General features: G+C 66.0%; 11 protein-coding genes. 4 read left to right on the forward strand and 7 right to left on the reverse strand.

Annotated elements, in window-relative coordinates; translation table 11 throughout:
• Positions 1 to 6 precede the first annotated feature (6 nt).
• Entirely contained in the window at positions 7 to 216 is a 210-nt protein-coding gene (locus tag GJV37_RS18210) for a cold-shock protein (RefSeq protein ID WP_017520182.1), read from the reverse strand.
• A gap of 320 nt (positions 217 to 536) precedes the next feature.
• Between GJV37_RS18210 and dbpA the strand changes: the two genes are divergently transcribed.
• Both dbpA and yccS read left to right on the forward strand, forming a co-directional pair.
• Complete coding sequence (gene dbpA / locus GJV37_RS18215) at positions 537 to 1,913, forward strand: ATP-dependent RNA helicase DbpA (RefSeq protein ID WP_193452811.1); 1,377 nt, start codon at positions 537 to 539, stop codon at positions 1,911 to 1,913.
• Between the two features lie 203 nt (positions 1,914 to 2,116).
• Positions 2,117 to 4,312, forward strand: coding sequence for a YccS family putative transporter (yccS, locus tag GJV37_RS18220; protein ID WP_193452812.1), 2,196 nt, complete (start codon positions 2,117 to 2,119; stop codon positions 4,310 to 4,312).
• Positions 4,313 to 4,431: 119 nt separating this feature from the next.
• Here the strand turns inward: yccS and GJV37_RS18225 are convergent, their stop codons facing one another.
• The 6 genes from GJV37_RS18225 to rpmE all read right to left on the reverse strand — a co-directional run bounded on the left by GJV37_RS18225 (position 4,432) and on the right by rpmE (position 10,048).
• A complete protein-coding gene (locus tag GJV37_RS18225) occupies positions 4,432 to 5,166 on the reverse strand; it encodes a substrate-binding periplasmic protein (protein WP_170857988.1) in 735 nt (244 codons plus the stop codon).
• 64 nt (positions 5,167 to 5,230) lie between these two features.
• The gene (locus tag GJV37_RS18230; protein ID WP_037007577.1) at positions 5,231 to 6,004 is read right to left on the reverse strand and encodes a phosphatase PAP2 family protein; all 774 of its coding nucleotides are present in this window, start codon (positions 6,002 to 6,004) and stop codon (positions 5,231 to 5,233) included.
• Between the two features lie 180 nt (positions 6,005 to 6,184).
• Entirely contained in the window at positions 6,185 to 7,453 is a 1,269-nt protein-coding gene (locus GJV37_RS18235; RefSeq protein WP_024766512.1) for a malic enzyme-like NAD(P)-binding protein, read from the reverse strand.
• Positions 7,454 to 7,556: 103 nt separating this feature from the next.
• Positions 7,557 to 9,008: a M48 family metalloprotease gene (locus tag GJV37_RS18240; RefSeq protein ID WP_170857989.1), complete on the reverse strand. Its 1,452-nt coding sequence runs from the start codon at positions 9,006 to 9,008 to the stop codon at positions 7,557 to 7,559.
• Positions 9,005 to 9,808 carry a thermonuclease family protein gene (locus GJV37_RS18245; RefSeq protein WP_170857990.1) on the reverse strand — a complete coding sequence of 268 codons (804 nt, stop codon included), beginning with the start codon at positions 9,806 to 9,808 and terminating at the stop codon, positions 9,005 to 9,007. The genes GJV37_RS18240 and GJV37_RS18245 overlap by 4 nt, the downstream gene beginning before the upstream one ends.
• 24 nt (positions 9,809 to 9,832) lie before the next feature.
• Positions 9,833 to 10,048, reverse strand: a complete 216-nt coding sequence (gene rpmE, locus GJV37_RS18250; protein WP_024766509.1) for a 50S ribosomal protein L31 — start codon at positions 10,046 to 10,048, stop codon at positions 9,833 to 9,835.
• A gap of 175 nt (positions 10,049 to 10,223) precedes the next feature.
• Here rpmE and GJV37_RS18255 point away from each other — a divergent pair, with 175 nt between their 5' ends.
• Positions 10,224 to 12,485, forward strand: coding sequence for a primosomal protein N' (locus GJV37_RS18255; protein ID WP_170857991.1), 2,262 nt, complete (start codon positions 10,224 to 10,226; stop codon positions 12,483 to 12,485).
• A 205-nt stretch (positions 12,486 to 12,690) separates the two neighbouring features.
• A complete protein-coding gene (gene argS, locus GJV37_RS18260) occupies positions 12,691 to 14,430 on the forward strand; it encodes an arginine--tRNA ligase (RefSeq protein ID WP_037013402.1) in 1,740 nt (579 codons plus the stop codon).

The following is a 14,430-nucleotide window of genomic DNA, read 5'->3' on the forward strand; positions in this document are numbered from 1 at the left end:
GGGATCTTAGATCACCTGCACGCGCTCGGCCTGCATGCCTTTCTGGCCCTGCACGACTTCGAAGCTGACCTTCTGGCCTTCGGCCAGAGTCTTGAAGCCGTTACCTTCGATAGCGCGGAAGTGTACGAACACGTCCGGGCCGCTTTCCGGGGTAATGAAGCCGTAGCCTTTGGTCTCGTTGAACCACTTGACGGTGCCGTTCTGACGATTCGACATGGTGTTCTCCTTGGAACGTATTTTTGAAATTAGCCACGAATGGCCAGGAACTGAGTTGCAAGGAGTTACAAGGAGTCGAGCAGGACGGGGTGGAATAACCGACCGCATCAGGTCACGATCGACGGCGACCCATGCAAACACAGTCCGGAAACTCTACGATAAAAATCTGCGGAAAGCGAATCTCTTGAAAAAACCGTTCATCGCTACTTGGAGAAATTCTGACGAGTGGCCTCAAACCCTTGCCATACAGGCTTCTCAGCCCTTTTGAGGGGCTCTCCTGCTACACTGCGCGGCCATATGGATTCACCCGGGCTCCCTTCGTGACCACCTCTGCATTTTCCACCCTCGCGCTGTCGGCCGACCTGCTGGCCAACCTCGATTCTCTCGGTTACCGCGAGATGACGCCGATCCAGGCCGCCGCCCTGCCGGCGATCCTCAAGGGCCGCGATCTGATCGCCCAGGCCAAGACCGGTAGCGGCAAGACCGCCGCCTTCGGCATCGGTCTGCTCAGCCCGCTGAATCCGCGTTATTTCGGCTGCCAGGCACTGGTGCTGTGCCCGACTCGCGAGCTGGCCGACCAGGTCGCCAAGGAGATCCGCCGCCTCGCCCGCGCCGCCGACAACATCAAGGTGCTGACCCTCTGCGGCGGTACGCCCTTCGGCCCGCAGATCGGTTCGCTGGAGCACGGCGCCCACGTGGTGGTCGGTACGCCGGGGCGCATTCAGGAACACCTGCGCCGCGGCACCCTCAAGCTCGACGGCCTGAACACCCTGGTACTGGACGAAGCTGACCGCATGCTCGACATGGGCTTCTACGACAGCATCGCCGACATCATCGGCCAGGCTCCGGCGCGCCGGCAGACCCTGCTGTTCTCCGCTACCTACCCCGACGGCATCGGCCAACTGGCGGCGAAGTTCCTGAAGAACCCCGAGCGCGTGGAAGTGGAAGCACTGCACGACGACAGCCAGATCGAACAGCACTTCTACGAGATCGATCCCAAGCAGCGCCTCGATGCCGTCGTGCGCCTGCTCCAGCATTTCCGCCCGCAATCCTGCGTCGCCTTCTGCCATACCCGCCAGCAGTGCATGGAAGTGGTGGAGCAGCTCAACGCCCGCAAGATCTCCGCCCTGGCCCTGCACGGTGACCTCGAGCAGCGCGAGCGCGACCAGGTGCTGACCATGTTCGCCAACCGCAGCTGCAGCGTGCTGGTGGCCACCGACGTGGCCGCCCGCGGGCTGGACATCGCCGCGCTGGAAGCGGTGATCAACGTCGAGCTGTCGCGCGATGCGCAGGTCCATGTGCACCGCATCGGGCGCAGCGGCCGCGCCGGCGAGAAGGGCCTGGCGCTGTCGCTGGTGACGCCGGCCGAAGCCAGCCGCGCCCAGGCCATCGAAGACCTGCAGGGTGCGCCGCTGAACTGGGAGCGCATCGACTTCCTCAAGGCCAACGACGCCCCGCTGCTGCCGCCTATGACCACCCTGGGCATCGCCGGCGGGCGCAAGGACAAGCTGCGCCCCGGCGATATCCTCGGCGGGCTGACCGGCGACGCGGGACTCAAGGGCACGCAGGTCGGCAAGATCGCCATCTTCGACTTCCAGGCGTTCGTCGCCGTGGAACGTGACGTCGCCAGGCAGGCGCTGAAGCACTTCAACGAAGGCAAGATCAAGGGCCGTTCGTTCAAGGCGCGGATTCTCTAGCTCTGCCTGCTTTCTGTAGGAGCGAGCTTGCTCGCGAACCGTACGGTATCGCCGGCAAACCATTGTTCGCGAGCAAGCTCGCTCCTGCAAAGAGCATCGCGCCACGGTTGGTAAGCAGGCGCAGCAGCGTGTCGCGCTCGCGATAGCAGCGCGGCAGACGTTCCGCTAGTCTGAGCAGCAGACATTCGGAAGTCCGCACGCGCATGTTCTCCTCTCCACTGCTCCAGTCTCTGCAGCGCCTCTGGGCGCTGGACAAGTTCGCCTACAGCCTGCGGGTATTCGTTGCCCTCAGCGGAGTCATGCTCACGTGCTGGCTGCAGGGCCGACCGGAGCTGGTGATCCCGCTGTTCCTCGGGGTCATCGCCAGCGCCCTGGCGGAAACCGACGATCACTGGCTCGGCCGCCTGCAGGCGCTGCTGGTGACGCTGGCCTGTTTCAGCATCGCCTCGCTGGCGGTGGAACTGCTGTTCCCCTACCCGCCCCTTTTTGTCGCCGGGCTGGCGCTCTCGACCTTCGCGATGACGCTGCTCGGAGCCCTGGGCGAGCGCTACGCGGCCATCGCCTTGGCGACCCTGATCCTGTCGATCTACACCATGATCGGCGTCGACCAGCGCGGCGGCACGCCCGCCGACTTCTGGCGCGAGCCCCTGCTGCTGGTGGCCGGCGCCGGCTGGTACGGGCTGCTCTCGGTACTGTGGAACGCACTGTTCGCCAATCAGCCGGTGCAACAGAGCCTGGCGAAGCTGTTCCTCGAACTGGGCGAGTACCTGAAGATCAAGTCGACCCTGCTGGAGCCGCTGCGCCACCTGGATGTCGAGGCCCAGCGCCTGGCCCTGGCGCGGCAGAACGGCCGCGTGGTGGTGGCGCTGAACCAGGCCAAGGAAACCATCCTGGCACGCCTCTCCCACGGCAGGCCGAGCCCGAAGATCAGCCGCTACCTGAAACTCTATTTCATCGCACAGGACGTCCACGAGCGCGCCAGTTCCTCGCACTATCCGTACAACCAGTTGGCCGAGGCGTTCTTCCATAGCGATGTGCTGTTCCGCTGCCAGCGTCTGCTCAACCAGCAGGGCAAGGCGTGCAAGGCACTGGCGAAGGCGATCCAGCTGCGCCAGCCGTTCGACTACAACGACAGCGAACTGGCCCTGGCCGACCTCAACGCCTCGCTGGAACACCTGCGCCAGCAGGGTAACCCGGCCTGGCGCGGCCTGCTGCGCTCCCTCGGCGCCCTGGCGGCCAACCTCACCACGCTGGACCGCAAGCTCAGCGGCGCGAGCAATCCCGATGCGCTGGACGACGAACAGGACAGCACCCTGCTGGACCGCTCGCCGCGCTCGTTCAAGGATGCCCTGGAGCGCATCCGCCTGCAGATTTCGCCGACCTCGCTGCTGTTCCGCCACGCCCTGCGCCTGTCACTGGCGCTGGCTGCCGGCTACGGCGTGCTGCACCTGATCCACCCGACCCAGGGTTACTGGATCATGCTCACCACGGTGTTCGTCTGCCAGCCGAACTACGGCGCCACGCGCATCCGCCTGGTGCAGCGGATACTCGGCACGCTGGTCGGCCTGGTCGCCGGCTGGGCGCTGATCGACCTGTTCCCCAACCCACTGATCCAGTCGCTGCTGGCGGTAGTGGCCGGGGTCGCCTTCTTCGCCACGCGAAGTACCCGCTACACCCTGGCGACGGCGGCGATCACCCTGCTGGTGCTGTTCTGCTTCAACCAGGTGGGCGACGGCTACGGGCTGATCCTGCCGCGCCTGTTCGATACCCTGCTCGGCGCGCTGATCGCCGGCATCGCGGTGTTCCTGGTGCTGCCCGACTGGCACGGGCGCAGCCTGCACCGGCTGGTCGGCGGCACCCTGGCGTGCAACAGCCGCTACCTGCGGGAAATCATGCAGCAGTACGCCAACGGCAAGCGCGACGACCTCGCCTACCGTACTGCCCGGCGCAACGCGCACAACGCCGACGCGACGCTCTCCACCACACTGTCGAACATGCTGCTCGAGCCCGGCCACTTCCGGAAGGACGCGGAGATCGGCTTCCGCTTCCTGGTGCTGTCCCACACCCTGCTCAGCTACCTTTCCGCCCTCGGCGCGCACCGCAACCAGCTGCCGCCGGACGTCAACGACGACCTCATCGCCGAGGCCGCCGAGCGCCTCACCGCCAGCCTCGACGACATCGCCGCGCGCCTCAACGAGCGGCGCCCGGTGGCCATCTACAGCGACGAGGAAGACACGCTGGCCAAGCGCCTGGAAGAGCTGCCCGATGAACAGGATGACGCCCACCGCCTGGTGCAGACCCAGCTGGCGCTCATCTGCCGACAGCTCACGCCATTGCGCACTCTGGCGGCGCACCTGCTGAAGAAAGACATCGGCGCGGAGCAGACCGAAGCCGCCTGACGCTTTTGTAGGAGCGAGGGGGAGGCCCAGTTCTTGCTCGCGAACGCATTGCACCGGATGGTCAGGCGTGAAACGGGGCTCGTGAGCAAGCTCGCTCCTATAGAGAGCCCCAAGCCCTGTCAGAGACCGTACTCGCGCATCAGTTGGTCGTAGCTGCCATCCGCACGCATCTCGAGGATCGCCTTGTTGAAGGCCGCGATTATCTCGGCATGGTGCGGGTTATGCCGGCCGACAAGAATGTGCAGGCCGTTCTCGGCCAGTGGCACCGGGAGGAACTCCAGCTGCCCCTTGAGTTCGGCGAGGTCGCCGTTGAAATGCACGCGCGCGGTGATCTCGTCTTCCAGCGTCAGGTCCACCCGCCCGGCCTGCAGCATCAGCGCCGCGTTGACGAAGCTGAACACCGGCACCCGCTGCAGTTTCGGGTCGTTGTCGAAGGCCTCGGAGTACGCGTAGCCACGCACCATGGCGATGCGGTACGGATACAGATCGGCCAGCTTGCCATAGGCAATCGGCGAACCCTGGCGCTTGATCAGGCGCACGCGGTTGACCAGGTAGGGCTCGGAATACACGCCGAAGGACTCCCGCTCCGGCGTATACCAGGCGTCCGCCACCAGGTCGTACTCGCCGTTCGCCACACCGTGCAACACGCGCGGCCAGGGCACCTCGATGTATTCGCTGGCATAGCCGGCGCGCTTGAGCGCCGCCTGTACCAGATGCACCGCCACGCCATTGCCGGGCAACTGGCGGTCCGCATAGGGCGGCCAGCGATCCGCTGCGATGCGCAGCACTTCGCCGGCTTGCGCCGCGCAGGAAACGCACAGGAACAGCAGGGTCAGCAACAGGCGCAGCGGCATCGGGGACGTCGTCCAGGGAGAAGCCCTGGCAAGACTAGACGCTGCCCAGCGCGGCGCGCCAACTTCAGAACAGCATCGCCGCGCGCAGGCTCATGCCACCGCCGGTTTCCGGCACCACCGCCACGTTGTAGCGCTGACTTTCCGGCCCTTCGAGGAACAGGTTGTAGGTGAAGTTGGCGAAGAAGTTGCCCACCGCCATCCCGACCAGAACGTCGGTGGGGTAATGCTTGTCTCCCTCCACACGCGACAGCGCGGTCAGCCCGTCGAGGGTGTAGAGCCCGGCCTTGGCGGTGTAGCGCCAGGTCGGATTCATGTCGATGTAGTCCAGGTTGCGGCGGGTGAAGCTGTTGTGCACGGCCGTCACGGCGGTGTGCTTGGACGGGAAGGAGTCGTCGGGGATTCCGTCCGGCCGCTCGCGCCCGGACCATTCCTTGGCCTCCTCGACGAAACCGGTCACCGCATAGCGGTCCGCCGCCAGCAAGGTCAGGTTGCGCCCGCGCCAGCTCCATTTCTCCTCGGTGCTCACGTCCTTGGGCGACGCCACCAAAGCAGTGACGACGCTCAGGCCGGTGGCGAGGTTGAGCATGCGGTCGGCGGCCTGGTTGGCGTCGCCGCCGAAGAACCAGTCGTGGTTGCTCGCCGATTTCTGCCACTTGTGGTCCCAATTGCCTGCGGCGATCACCGCCGCGCCAGCCACCGGCGCCCAGACGTCGGCGCTGGTGACTGCACGCTGCGCCGAATCCCCCACCCGGTCCCAGCTCATCTGCGGTGCCCCTGCGCAACCGATGAGCGCGGCGCTGGCCGCCAGGGTGGCGACTGCCAGCAAAGTCCGATTCATGATGTTCCCCCATGCGCCCGGCCCGCTCCAGGGCAGCGGACGCGTCAATGCATGAGCAGGGAAGGATAGTCGGGATGATCCTGAAGGCCCCTGCCTTCAGTCATTAATGGGTAACTCTTCGTTTCACTCATCGGAAAAAGAAAAACCCCGCCGAGGCGGGGTTCTCCAGGTCAGACGGAATCAGCCTTTGAAGACGTCTTCCACCGACTGCAGCGGGTAGTGCTTCGGATACGGCAGGGTCGCCACGCCGGTCTCGATGGCGGCCTTGGCCACGGCATCGGAAACGATGGTGATCAGGCGCTTGTCCATCGGCTTCGGAATGATGTACTCGCGGCCGAATTCCAGGGCGGTCACGCCGTAGGCGTCGCACACGTCCTTGGGTACCGGCAGCTTGGCCAGGTCACGCAGGGCCAGGGCAGCAGCGATCTTCATTTCTTCGTTGATGCGAGTGGCGCGCACGTCCAGGGCACCGCGGAAGATGAAGGGGAAGCCGAGCACGTTGTTGACCTGGTTCGGATAGTCCGAACGGCCGGTGGCCATGATCACGTCGTTGCGGGTGGCGTGGGCCAGTTCCGGTTTGATCTCCGGGTCCGGGTTCGAGCAGGCGAAGACGATCGGGTTCGGCGCCATGCGCTGGAGGTCTTCGGCGCTGAGCAGGTTGGCGCCGGACAGGCCAACGAACACGTCGGCGCCTTCCAGGGCGTCGGACAGGGTGCGTTTGTCGGTCTCGGTGGCGAACACCGCCTTGTACTGGTTCAGGTCGTTACGGCCGGCGTGGATCACGCCCTGGCGGTCGATCATGTAGATGTTCTCGACCTTGGCGCCCATGCTCACCAGCAGCTTCATGCAGGAGATGGCGGCAGCGCCGGCGCCGAGGCAGACGATCTTCGCGGTTTCCAGCTTCTTGCCGGCGATTTCCAGGGCGTTGAGCATGCCGGCGGCGGTCACGATGGCGGTACCGTGCTGGTCATCGTGGAACACCGGGATGTCGCACTGTTCGATCAGGGCGCGCTCGATCTCGAAGCACTCGGGTGCCTTGATGTCTTCCAGGTTGATGCCGCCGAAGGTGATGGAGATGCGCTTGACGGTATCGATGAAGGCCTGCGGGCTCTCGGCGTCGACTTCGATGTCGAATACGTCGACACCGGCGAAGCGCTTGAACAGGACGCCCTTGCCTTCCATGACCGGCTTGGAGGCCAGCGGGCCGAGGTTGCCCAGGCCGAGGATGGCGGTGCCGTCGGAAATGACCGCGACCAGGTTGCCCTTGCCGGTGTACTTGAAGGCAAGCTCGGGGTCACGCGCGATTTCGCGGACCGGCTCGGCGACACCCGGGCTGTACGCCAGCGACAGGTCGCGGGCGGTCACGGTCGGCTTGGTCAGCTCGACGCTCAGTTTTCCGGGGCGGGGTTGGGCGTGATATTCGAGGGCAGCGGTCTTGAGATCAGACATTTGGGCACTTCCGCTTTTGTTGCTTGTTGGACAGACGGGGGACCGAGCATACGCAGAAAGGCCGCACCTGCCAAGGTAGCCCAGGCCCCAGCTGTCAAGACCTCTAGCGTACGACTTTCAGCCAGTCGCCCGGTTTTGGCTGACCAGTTGGATACAAGTCATTCAATAAACGTATACTATTTATCGAGTCAGATTCCGGACCGGTTTCTGCCTTCGCGAACTGCTCGACAGTCTGCCCGGATTTGACCTGAACGACGGCGATCCGGCGCGGTTGCGCGAGTTTCTGCTCGTCGGCACGCATGGGTCGGAAGCTGCGGATGACCTGCATGAAGTGGTCGTCCTCGCTCTCCAGCGAGGCGCGACCTTTGACCACACCGATGAACAGGTAGGCGTGGTCCTTCTGGTAGACCACGGCCGCGCGACGGGCCGGATTGCCGGGAACCACGCCAGTGGCAACGTCGAGGCCGTTCTGCTGGAAGCTTTCTTCGTTCGATAACCGCCCGCCAGCCCCCTTGCGCAGGTATTCCGCCGGAGTCAGCTGGCCATCGCGCGGTACCAGCTTCATGCCGATGTAGGCCTGCTGGTCGGCGGTGTAGCCCACCAGCGCGGTCGGCTGGTTGAGGATGCCCCAGCCGGCCGGGTAGGTCAGGGTGAAGTCCAGTTCCGAGTGGTAGAAGCTCTGCCCGCGGCGCACGCCGCTGGCGGCGGAATCGCCGAAGGGCATGCCGTCGATGGCTTTCAGGTAGCGCTCGGCAGCGACTTCGCGCTGGCCACTGCCGGCCAGGGCCTGGGCCGGGCCGAGGACCTGCTTGAGGCGCTCATCGTTGTCCGGGTGGGTGTCGAACAGCCCGTGGTAGCCGACCGGCTGGGCCGCCTGGCCCTTGCGCGCCGCCTCATCGCGGGCGAAGTCTTCCTGGTTCTTCAGCACCCGCACCACCTGGATCATGGCGGTCGGGTCGTAGCCGGCGCGGGCCAGGTACTTGGCGCCCAGGCCGTCGGCCTCCAGCTCCATGTCGCGGCCATAGCCGCGCACGAAGGCGGTGCCGAGCACGTTGGTGAGGTCGGCGGCAGCGCCGACACCGGTGCCAAGGGCCACGGCCTGGCCGAGGATGCTCCAGGCGCTCGACTGGCTCTGCTGCTTGACGCTATGCCGCGCAGTCACGTGGCCGACCTCGTGGCCGAGCACGGCGGCCAGCTCCGCCTCCGAGCCCAGATATGCCATCAGCCCGCGGTGGATATAGATGTAGCCGCCGGGCAGGGCGAAGGCGTTGATGTCGGGGGTGTCGATGACCGTGAAGTGATACTGCAGCTGCGGCCGGTCGCCGGCGCGGGCGACCCGCTCGCCAACCTGCTGGACGTAGGCCTGCAGCTTGGCATCCTCATAGCGCGGGTACTGCTTGGCGATTTCCTGGCTGTACTTCTGGCCCATCTCCAGCTCGCTCTGCTCGCTCATCATCACGAAGTCAGACTTGCCGGTGGCCGGGTTGGTGGCGCAACCGCCGAGGACGCTCAGCAGCGCCAGCAACACCAGGATTCCGAACGAGCGCACGCTCATGGCAATACCTCCATCATCGCCGGGTCGGTTACAGGCAGCATCCAGCGCGCCTGTCCGGTTTTTACTCCACCGCGCTCGGCACGGTCGATGACCCAGCCGCGCGCTTCTATTTGTCGACCCTTCAGCTCACGCAGGGTTGCATCGTCGAACTGGCTCAGGAGTCGGGGCTCAATGCGTAGCACCAACGGGCCGTCGAGATCGATCCACAGACCACCGCGATTGCGTTGTACCTGTTCCACCCGTCCACGCACCACCGCAAAGCCGCTTTCGTGAAGCTGTTCCGCCACCTGCACCGGAGATTTTCTCCACAACCCCCGCTGGGCGCTGCGCGCCTCGCGCTCGGCGGCGCGCTGGCAGGCGGTGAGATCCGTATTGGGGGCGATAGCTACAAGGTAGCCCAGGCCTTCGGCGAGCAGGCGGGATTCGAGGTTGTTGCCGCGGGCGTCATAGGCGTGGGCCAGCGTGCGGCCGTACTTGTCCTTGCCCTGCTGGCCGGGAACCAGGCCGACCTCGCCGTCATTGGCCGCCACCAGCTCCTGCAGGCGACGCTGGGCGGCAACGGCAAAGGGTTCTTCGGAGCGGCCGTGGTGGGCCAGTTCCGGGGCGTTCACGCCGATCAGGCGGACGCTGCGGCCGTCGGCCAGCTTCAGCGTGTCACCGTCCACCACCCGTGCCACGCGTACCGTTTCCGCTGACGAAGGCTTCGGGCAGGCGACGGCGCTGGCGTCCAGGGAAAAAAGGACAGCCATAAAAAAGGCGCCCACGAGGGACGCCTTTTTCGAGATGCCGTAAAAAACCATGAAGGTTCTTTCCGGAAATCGATCTTACTTCTTGCCGCCGAACATGGCGAAGCGCTGGTTGAAGCGATCGATACGGCCGCCGGTGTCCAGGACTTTCTGCTTGCCAGTGTAGAACGGGTGGCATTCGGAGCAGACGTCCAGGTGGATGCCTTTGCACAGGGTCGAACGAGTTTTGATCACGTTGCCGCAGCTGCAGGTGGCTTCGATGTCTTCGTACGCGGGATGGATTTCCGGTTTCATGGTCTCTTCCTCTCAGTGGTGTGCCGCCACCCAGTCTCTGGCAGAAGCCGAGCCACGGTCATCAAGGACCGCAGGCGGGATCTTTTACCGGGCACCGCACGGAAATTAAGGGCGTGGATCATACCAGAGAACGCTTTCAACGCAAGATCAGGCATGACCGACCGTCGCATTGCCCATGCTACCATCCAGCGCTCCCAGCCGCCCCGGAATCCGTCGCGTGCCCACACCCGCCATCCTGCGTCTCGCCCTGCCCTCGCCGCTGCGCCGCCTGTTCGACTACCTGCCTCCGCGCGGGGTCGACGTGACGCGCCTGCAGCCGGGCGTGCGCCTGCGCGTGCCGTTCGGCCGGCGGGAGATGGTCGGTGTGCTGGTGGAGCAGGTGGAAACCTCCGACGTGCCGGCGGACAAGCTGCGCCCGGCCCTGGCGGTGCTCGACCGCGAGCCGCCGATGCCGGCGCACCTGCTGGAGTTGTGCCGCTGGACGGCGCAGTACTACCAGCACAGCCTGGGCGACACCTTCTCCTGGGCACTGCCCAACCTGCTGCGCCAGGGCGACCCGGCCGAGGCGCGCCAGCAGCGCTTCTGGCACGCCGAACCCGGTGCCCGCGAGGAAGACCCGCGCCTGGCCCGCGCGCCGCGCCAGCGCGAGACGCTGAAGATCCTCAAGCAGCACCCCCATGGTGTCGCCCACGACCTGCTCAGCCAGTTGCAGATCAACAAGGACAGCCTCGACCTGCTGCAGGAAAAAGGTCTGGTCACCCTGGAAGTGCGCGAGCACAGCGTGCCACCGCACCATGGCCCGTGGCTGGCGCAGGCGGAACTGCCGCTCAACGCCGAGCAACGTGCCGCCTTCGAAGCCGTGCGCGCCGGCTTCGGCAGCTTCCACAGCTTCCTCCTGGCAGGCGTCACCGGCAGCGGCAAGACCGAGGTCTACCTGCAACTGATCCGCGAAACCCTGGAGGCCGGCAAACAGGCACTGGTGCTGATCCCCGAGATCAACCTCGGCCCGCAGACCCTGAGCCGCTTCGAGCGCCGCTTCAACGCGCGAATCGCCCTGCTGCATTCGGCGCTGACCGACCGGGAGCGGCTGGACGCCTGGCTGGCGGCTCGCGACGGCGAGGCGGACATCATCATCGGCACCCGCTCGGCACTGTTCACCCCGCTGAAGAATCCGGGGCTGATCATCATCGACGAGGAACACGACGCTTCCTATAAACAGCAGGAAGGCCTGCGCTACCACGCCCGCGACCTCGCCATGGTGCGCGCGCGACTGGAGAACGTGCCGATCCTGCTGGGCTCCGCCACGCCGGCGCTGGAAAGCCTGCACAACGCCCAGAGCGGCCGCTACGGCCTGCTACGCCTGACCCAGCGGGCCGGCGGCGCGCACCAGCCGAAGTTCCACCGCCTGGACGTGAAGAGCCTGCCGCTGGATTCCGGCATCTCCATGCCGTTGCAGCGCTCGATCAAGGAAACCCTGGCGGCCGGCCAGCAGGTGCTGGTCTACTTGAACCGCCGCGGCTTCGCCCCAACCCTGCTGTGCCACGACTGCGGCTGGATCAGCCAGTGCCCGCGCTGCGATGCGCGGATGACCGTGCACCAGGGCAGTGGCGAACTGCGCTGCCACCACTGCGACCACCGCGAGCGACCGCCGCGCAACTGCCCGAAATGCGGCACCGTGGACCTGCGCCCGGTCGGCGCCGGCACCGAGCGCGCCGAAGAGCGCCTGCGCATTCTATTCCCGGACTACCCGGTGCTGCGCATCGACCGCGACAGCACCTCGCGCAAGCACGCCATGCGCGACCTGTTCGCCACCATCAACAAGGGCGAGCCGTGCATCCTGGTCGGCACGCAGATGCTCGCCAAGGGGCACCACTTCCCGCGGGTCACCCTGGTGGCGATCCTCGATGCCGATGGCGGGCTGTTCTCCGCCGACTTCCGCGCCAGCGAGCGCATGGCCCAGCAGATCGTCCAGGTCGCCGGCCGCGCCGGGCGCGCCGAGGAGCCGGGCCGCGTGCTGATCCAGACCCATCTGGCCGACCACCCGCTGCTGGTACAACTCACCGAGCAGGGTTACTTCGCCTTCGCCGAGCAGGCCCTCACCGAGCGCCGCTCCGCCGGCCTGCCGCCCTTCTCGCACCTGGCGCTGCTACGCGCCGAGGCGCACAAGCCAGGGCAGGCCGAAGGTTTCCTCGACGAGGCCTGCGCCGAGGCCGAGCGTCTGCAGGCCACCCTGGGCCACGACGTGGAACTCCTCGGCCCGGTGCCGGCGCCCATGGAGCGTCGCGCCGGTCGCTATCGCGCGCAGTTGCTGCTGATGAGCACGGCCCGCGCACCGCTGCACCGTCTTCTCACCCCCTGGCTGCAGACGCTAGAGGGCATGCCCAGCGGGCGCCAGGTACGCTGGTCGCTGGATGTCGACCCGATCGATCTGTTCTGACGGCCCTCTTTTATTCCCAAGAACCCGTCCGCCGTGCCGGAACCGTCCTACATTGACTTCCATCAGCCGCGACGGATGGCACAGCGGCGAGACTGAACTCGGAGCGCTCCGCGGTTGGCAAGCCATGCCCAGCCACGGATAATGCGCGGTTCTGAGCCCGATAACCGGTCGCGCGCGCCGGATGCACGCGAGCACGGAGAAAACCATGAAAGACACGATTCGCCACCTGATCCAGCAAGCCCTTGTCAGCCTCACCGAAGACGGCACCCTGCCGGCCGGCCTGACGCCCGACATCCAGGTGGAGAACACCAAGGACCGAACCCACGGTGACTTCGCCAGCAACATCGCCATGATGCTGGCCAAGCCCGCCGGCATGAAGCCGCGCGACCTGGCCACCAAGCTGGTCGAGGCGCTGCCGCAGAGCCCGGAAGTGGCCAAGGTCGAGATCGCCGGCCCCGGCTTCCTGAACTTCTTCCAGGACCAGGCCTGGCTCGCCGCCAGCCTCGACAAGGCCCTGGCCGACGAACGCATCGGTGTGCGCAAGGCCGGCCCCGCGCAGCGCGTGGTGGTGGACCTGTCCTCGCCGAACCTGGCGAAGGAAATGCACGTCGGCCACCTGCGCTCGACCATCATCGGCGACGGCGTCAGCCGCGTGCTGGAGTTCCTCGGCGACACCGTGATCCGCCAGAACCACGTGGGCGACTGGGGCACCCAGTTCGGCATGCTGCTGGCCTACCTGGAAGAACAACCGGTGGACGCCCAGGCCGAACTGCACGACCTGGAGGTCTTCTACCGCGCGGCCAAGCAACGCTTCGACGAGTCCCCCGAGTTCGCCAACCGCGCCCGCGAGCTGGTGGTGAAACTGCAGGCCAACGATCCCAAGTGCATGGCCCTGTGGACCCGCTTCAACGACATTTCCCTGTCGCACTGCCAGAAGGTCTACGACCTGCTGGGCGTGAAGCTGACCATGGCCGACGTGAAGGGCGAGAGCGCCTACAACGACGACCTCGCGCAAGTGGTCGCCGACCTGACCGCCAAGGGCCTGCTGGTCGAGAGCGACGGCGCCCTGTGCGTGTTCCTCGACGAGTTCAAGAACGCCGAAGGCGAGCCGCTGCCGGTGATCGTGCAGAAGGCCGGCGGCGGCTACCTCTATGCCACCACCGACCTCGCCGCCATGCGCTACCGCCACAAGGTGCTGCACGCCGACCGCGTGCTGTACTTCGTCGACCAGCGCCAGGCCCTGCACTTCCAGCAGGTGTTCGAAGTCGCCCGCCGCGCCGGCTTCGTCCCGGCCAGCATGGACCTGGAGCACATGGGTTTCGGCACCATGAACGGCGCCGACGGCAAGCCGTTCAAGACCCGCGACGGCGGCACCGTGAAGCTGATCGACCTGCTGATCGAAGCCGAGGAGCGCGCCTACACCCTGGTGAAGGCCAAGAACCCCGACTTCAGCGAGCAGGACCTGCGCCAGATCGCCCACGCCGTTGGCATCGGCGCGGTGAAATACGCCGACCTGTCCAAGCACCGCACCAGCGACTACAGCTTCAACTTCGACCTGATGCTGAGCTTCGAAGGCAACACCGCGCCGTACCTGCTGTATGCGTACACCCGCGTGGCGAGCATCTTCCGCAAGCTGGGCAAGGGTTATGACGAAGTCGGCGGCAAGATCGTCCTGCAGCAACCGCAGGAAATCGCCCTGGCCGCTCAGCTGGCGCAATTCACCGACCTGCTCAACAACGTGGCGATCAAGGGTGTCCCGCACATCCTCTGCGCCTACCTGTACGAGCTGGCCGGCCTGTTCTCCAGCTTCTACGAGCACTGCCCGATCCTCACTGCCGAAGACCCGGCGCAACAGGAAAGCCGCCTGCGCCTCGCCGCGCTGACCGGCCGTACCCTCAAGCAGGGCCTGGAACTGCTGGGCCTGGAAACCCTGGAGCGCATGTAA

It is taken from the genome of Pseudomonas nitroreducens (assembly GCF_010994165.1).
Taxonomy (GTDB): Bacteria; Pseudomonadota; Gammaproteobacteria; order Pseudomonadales; family Pseudomonadaceae; genus Pseudomonas; species Pseudomonas nitroreducens.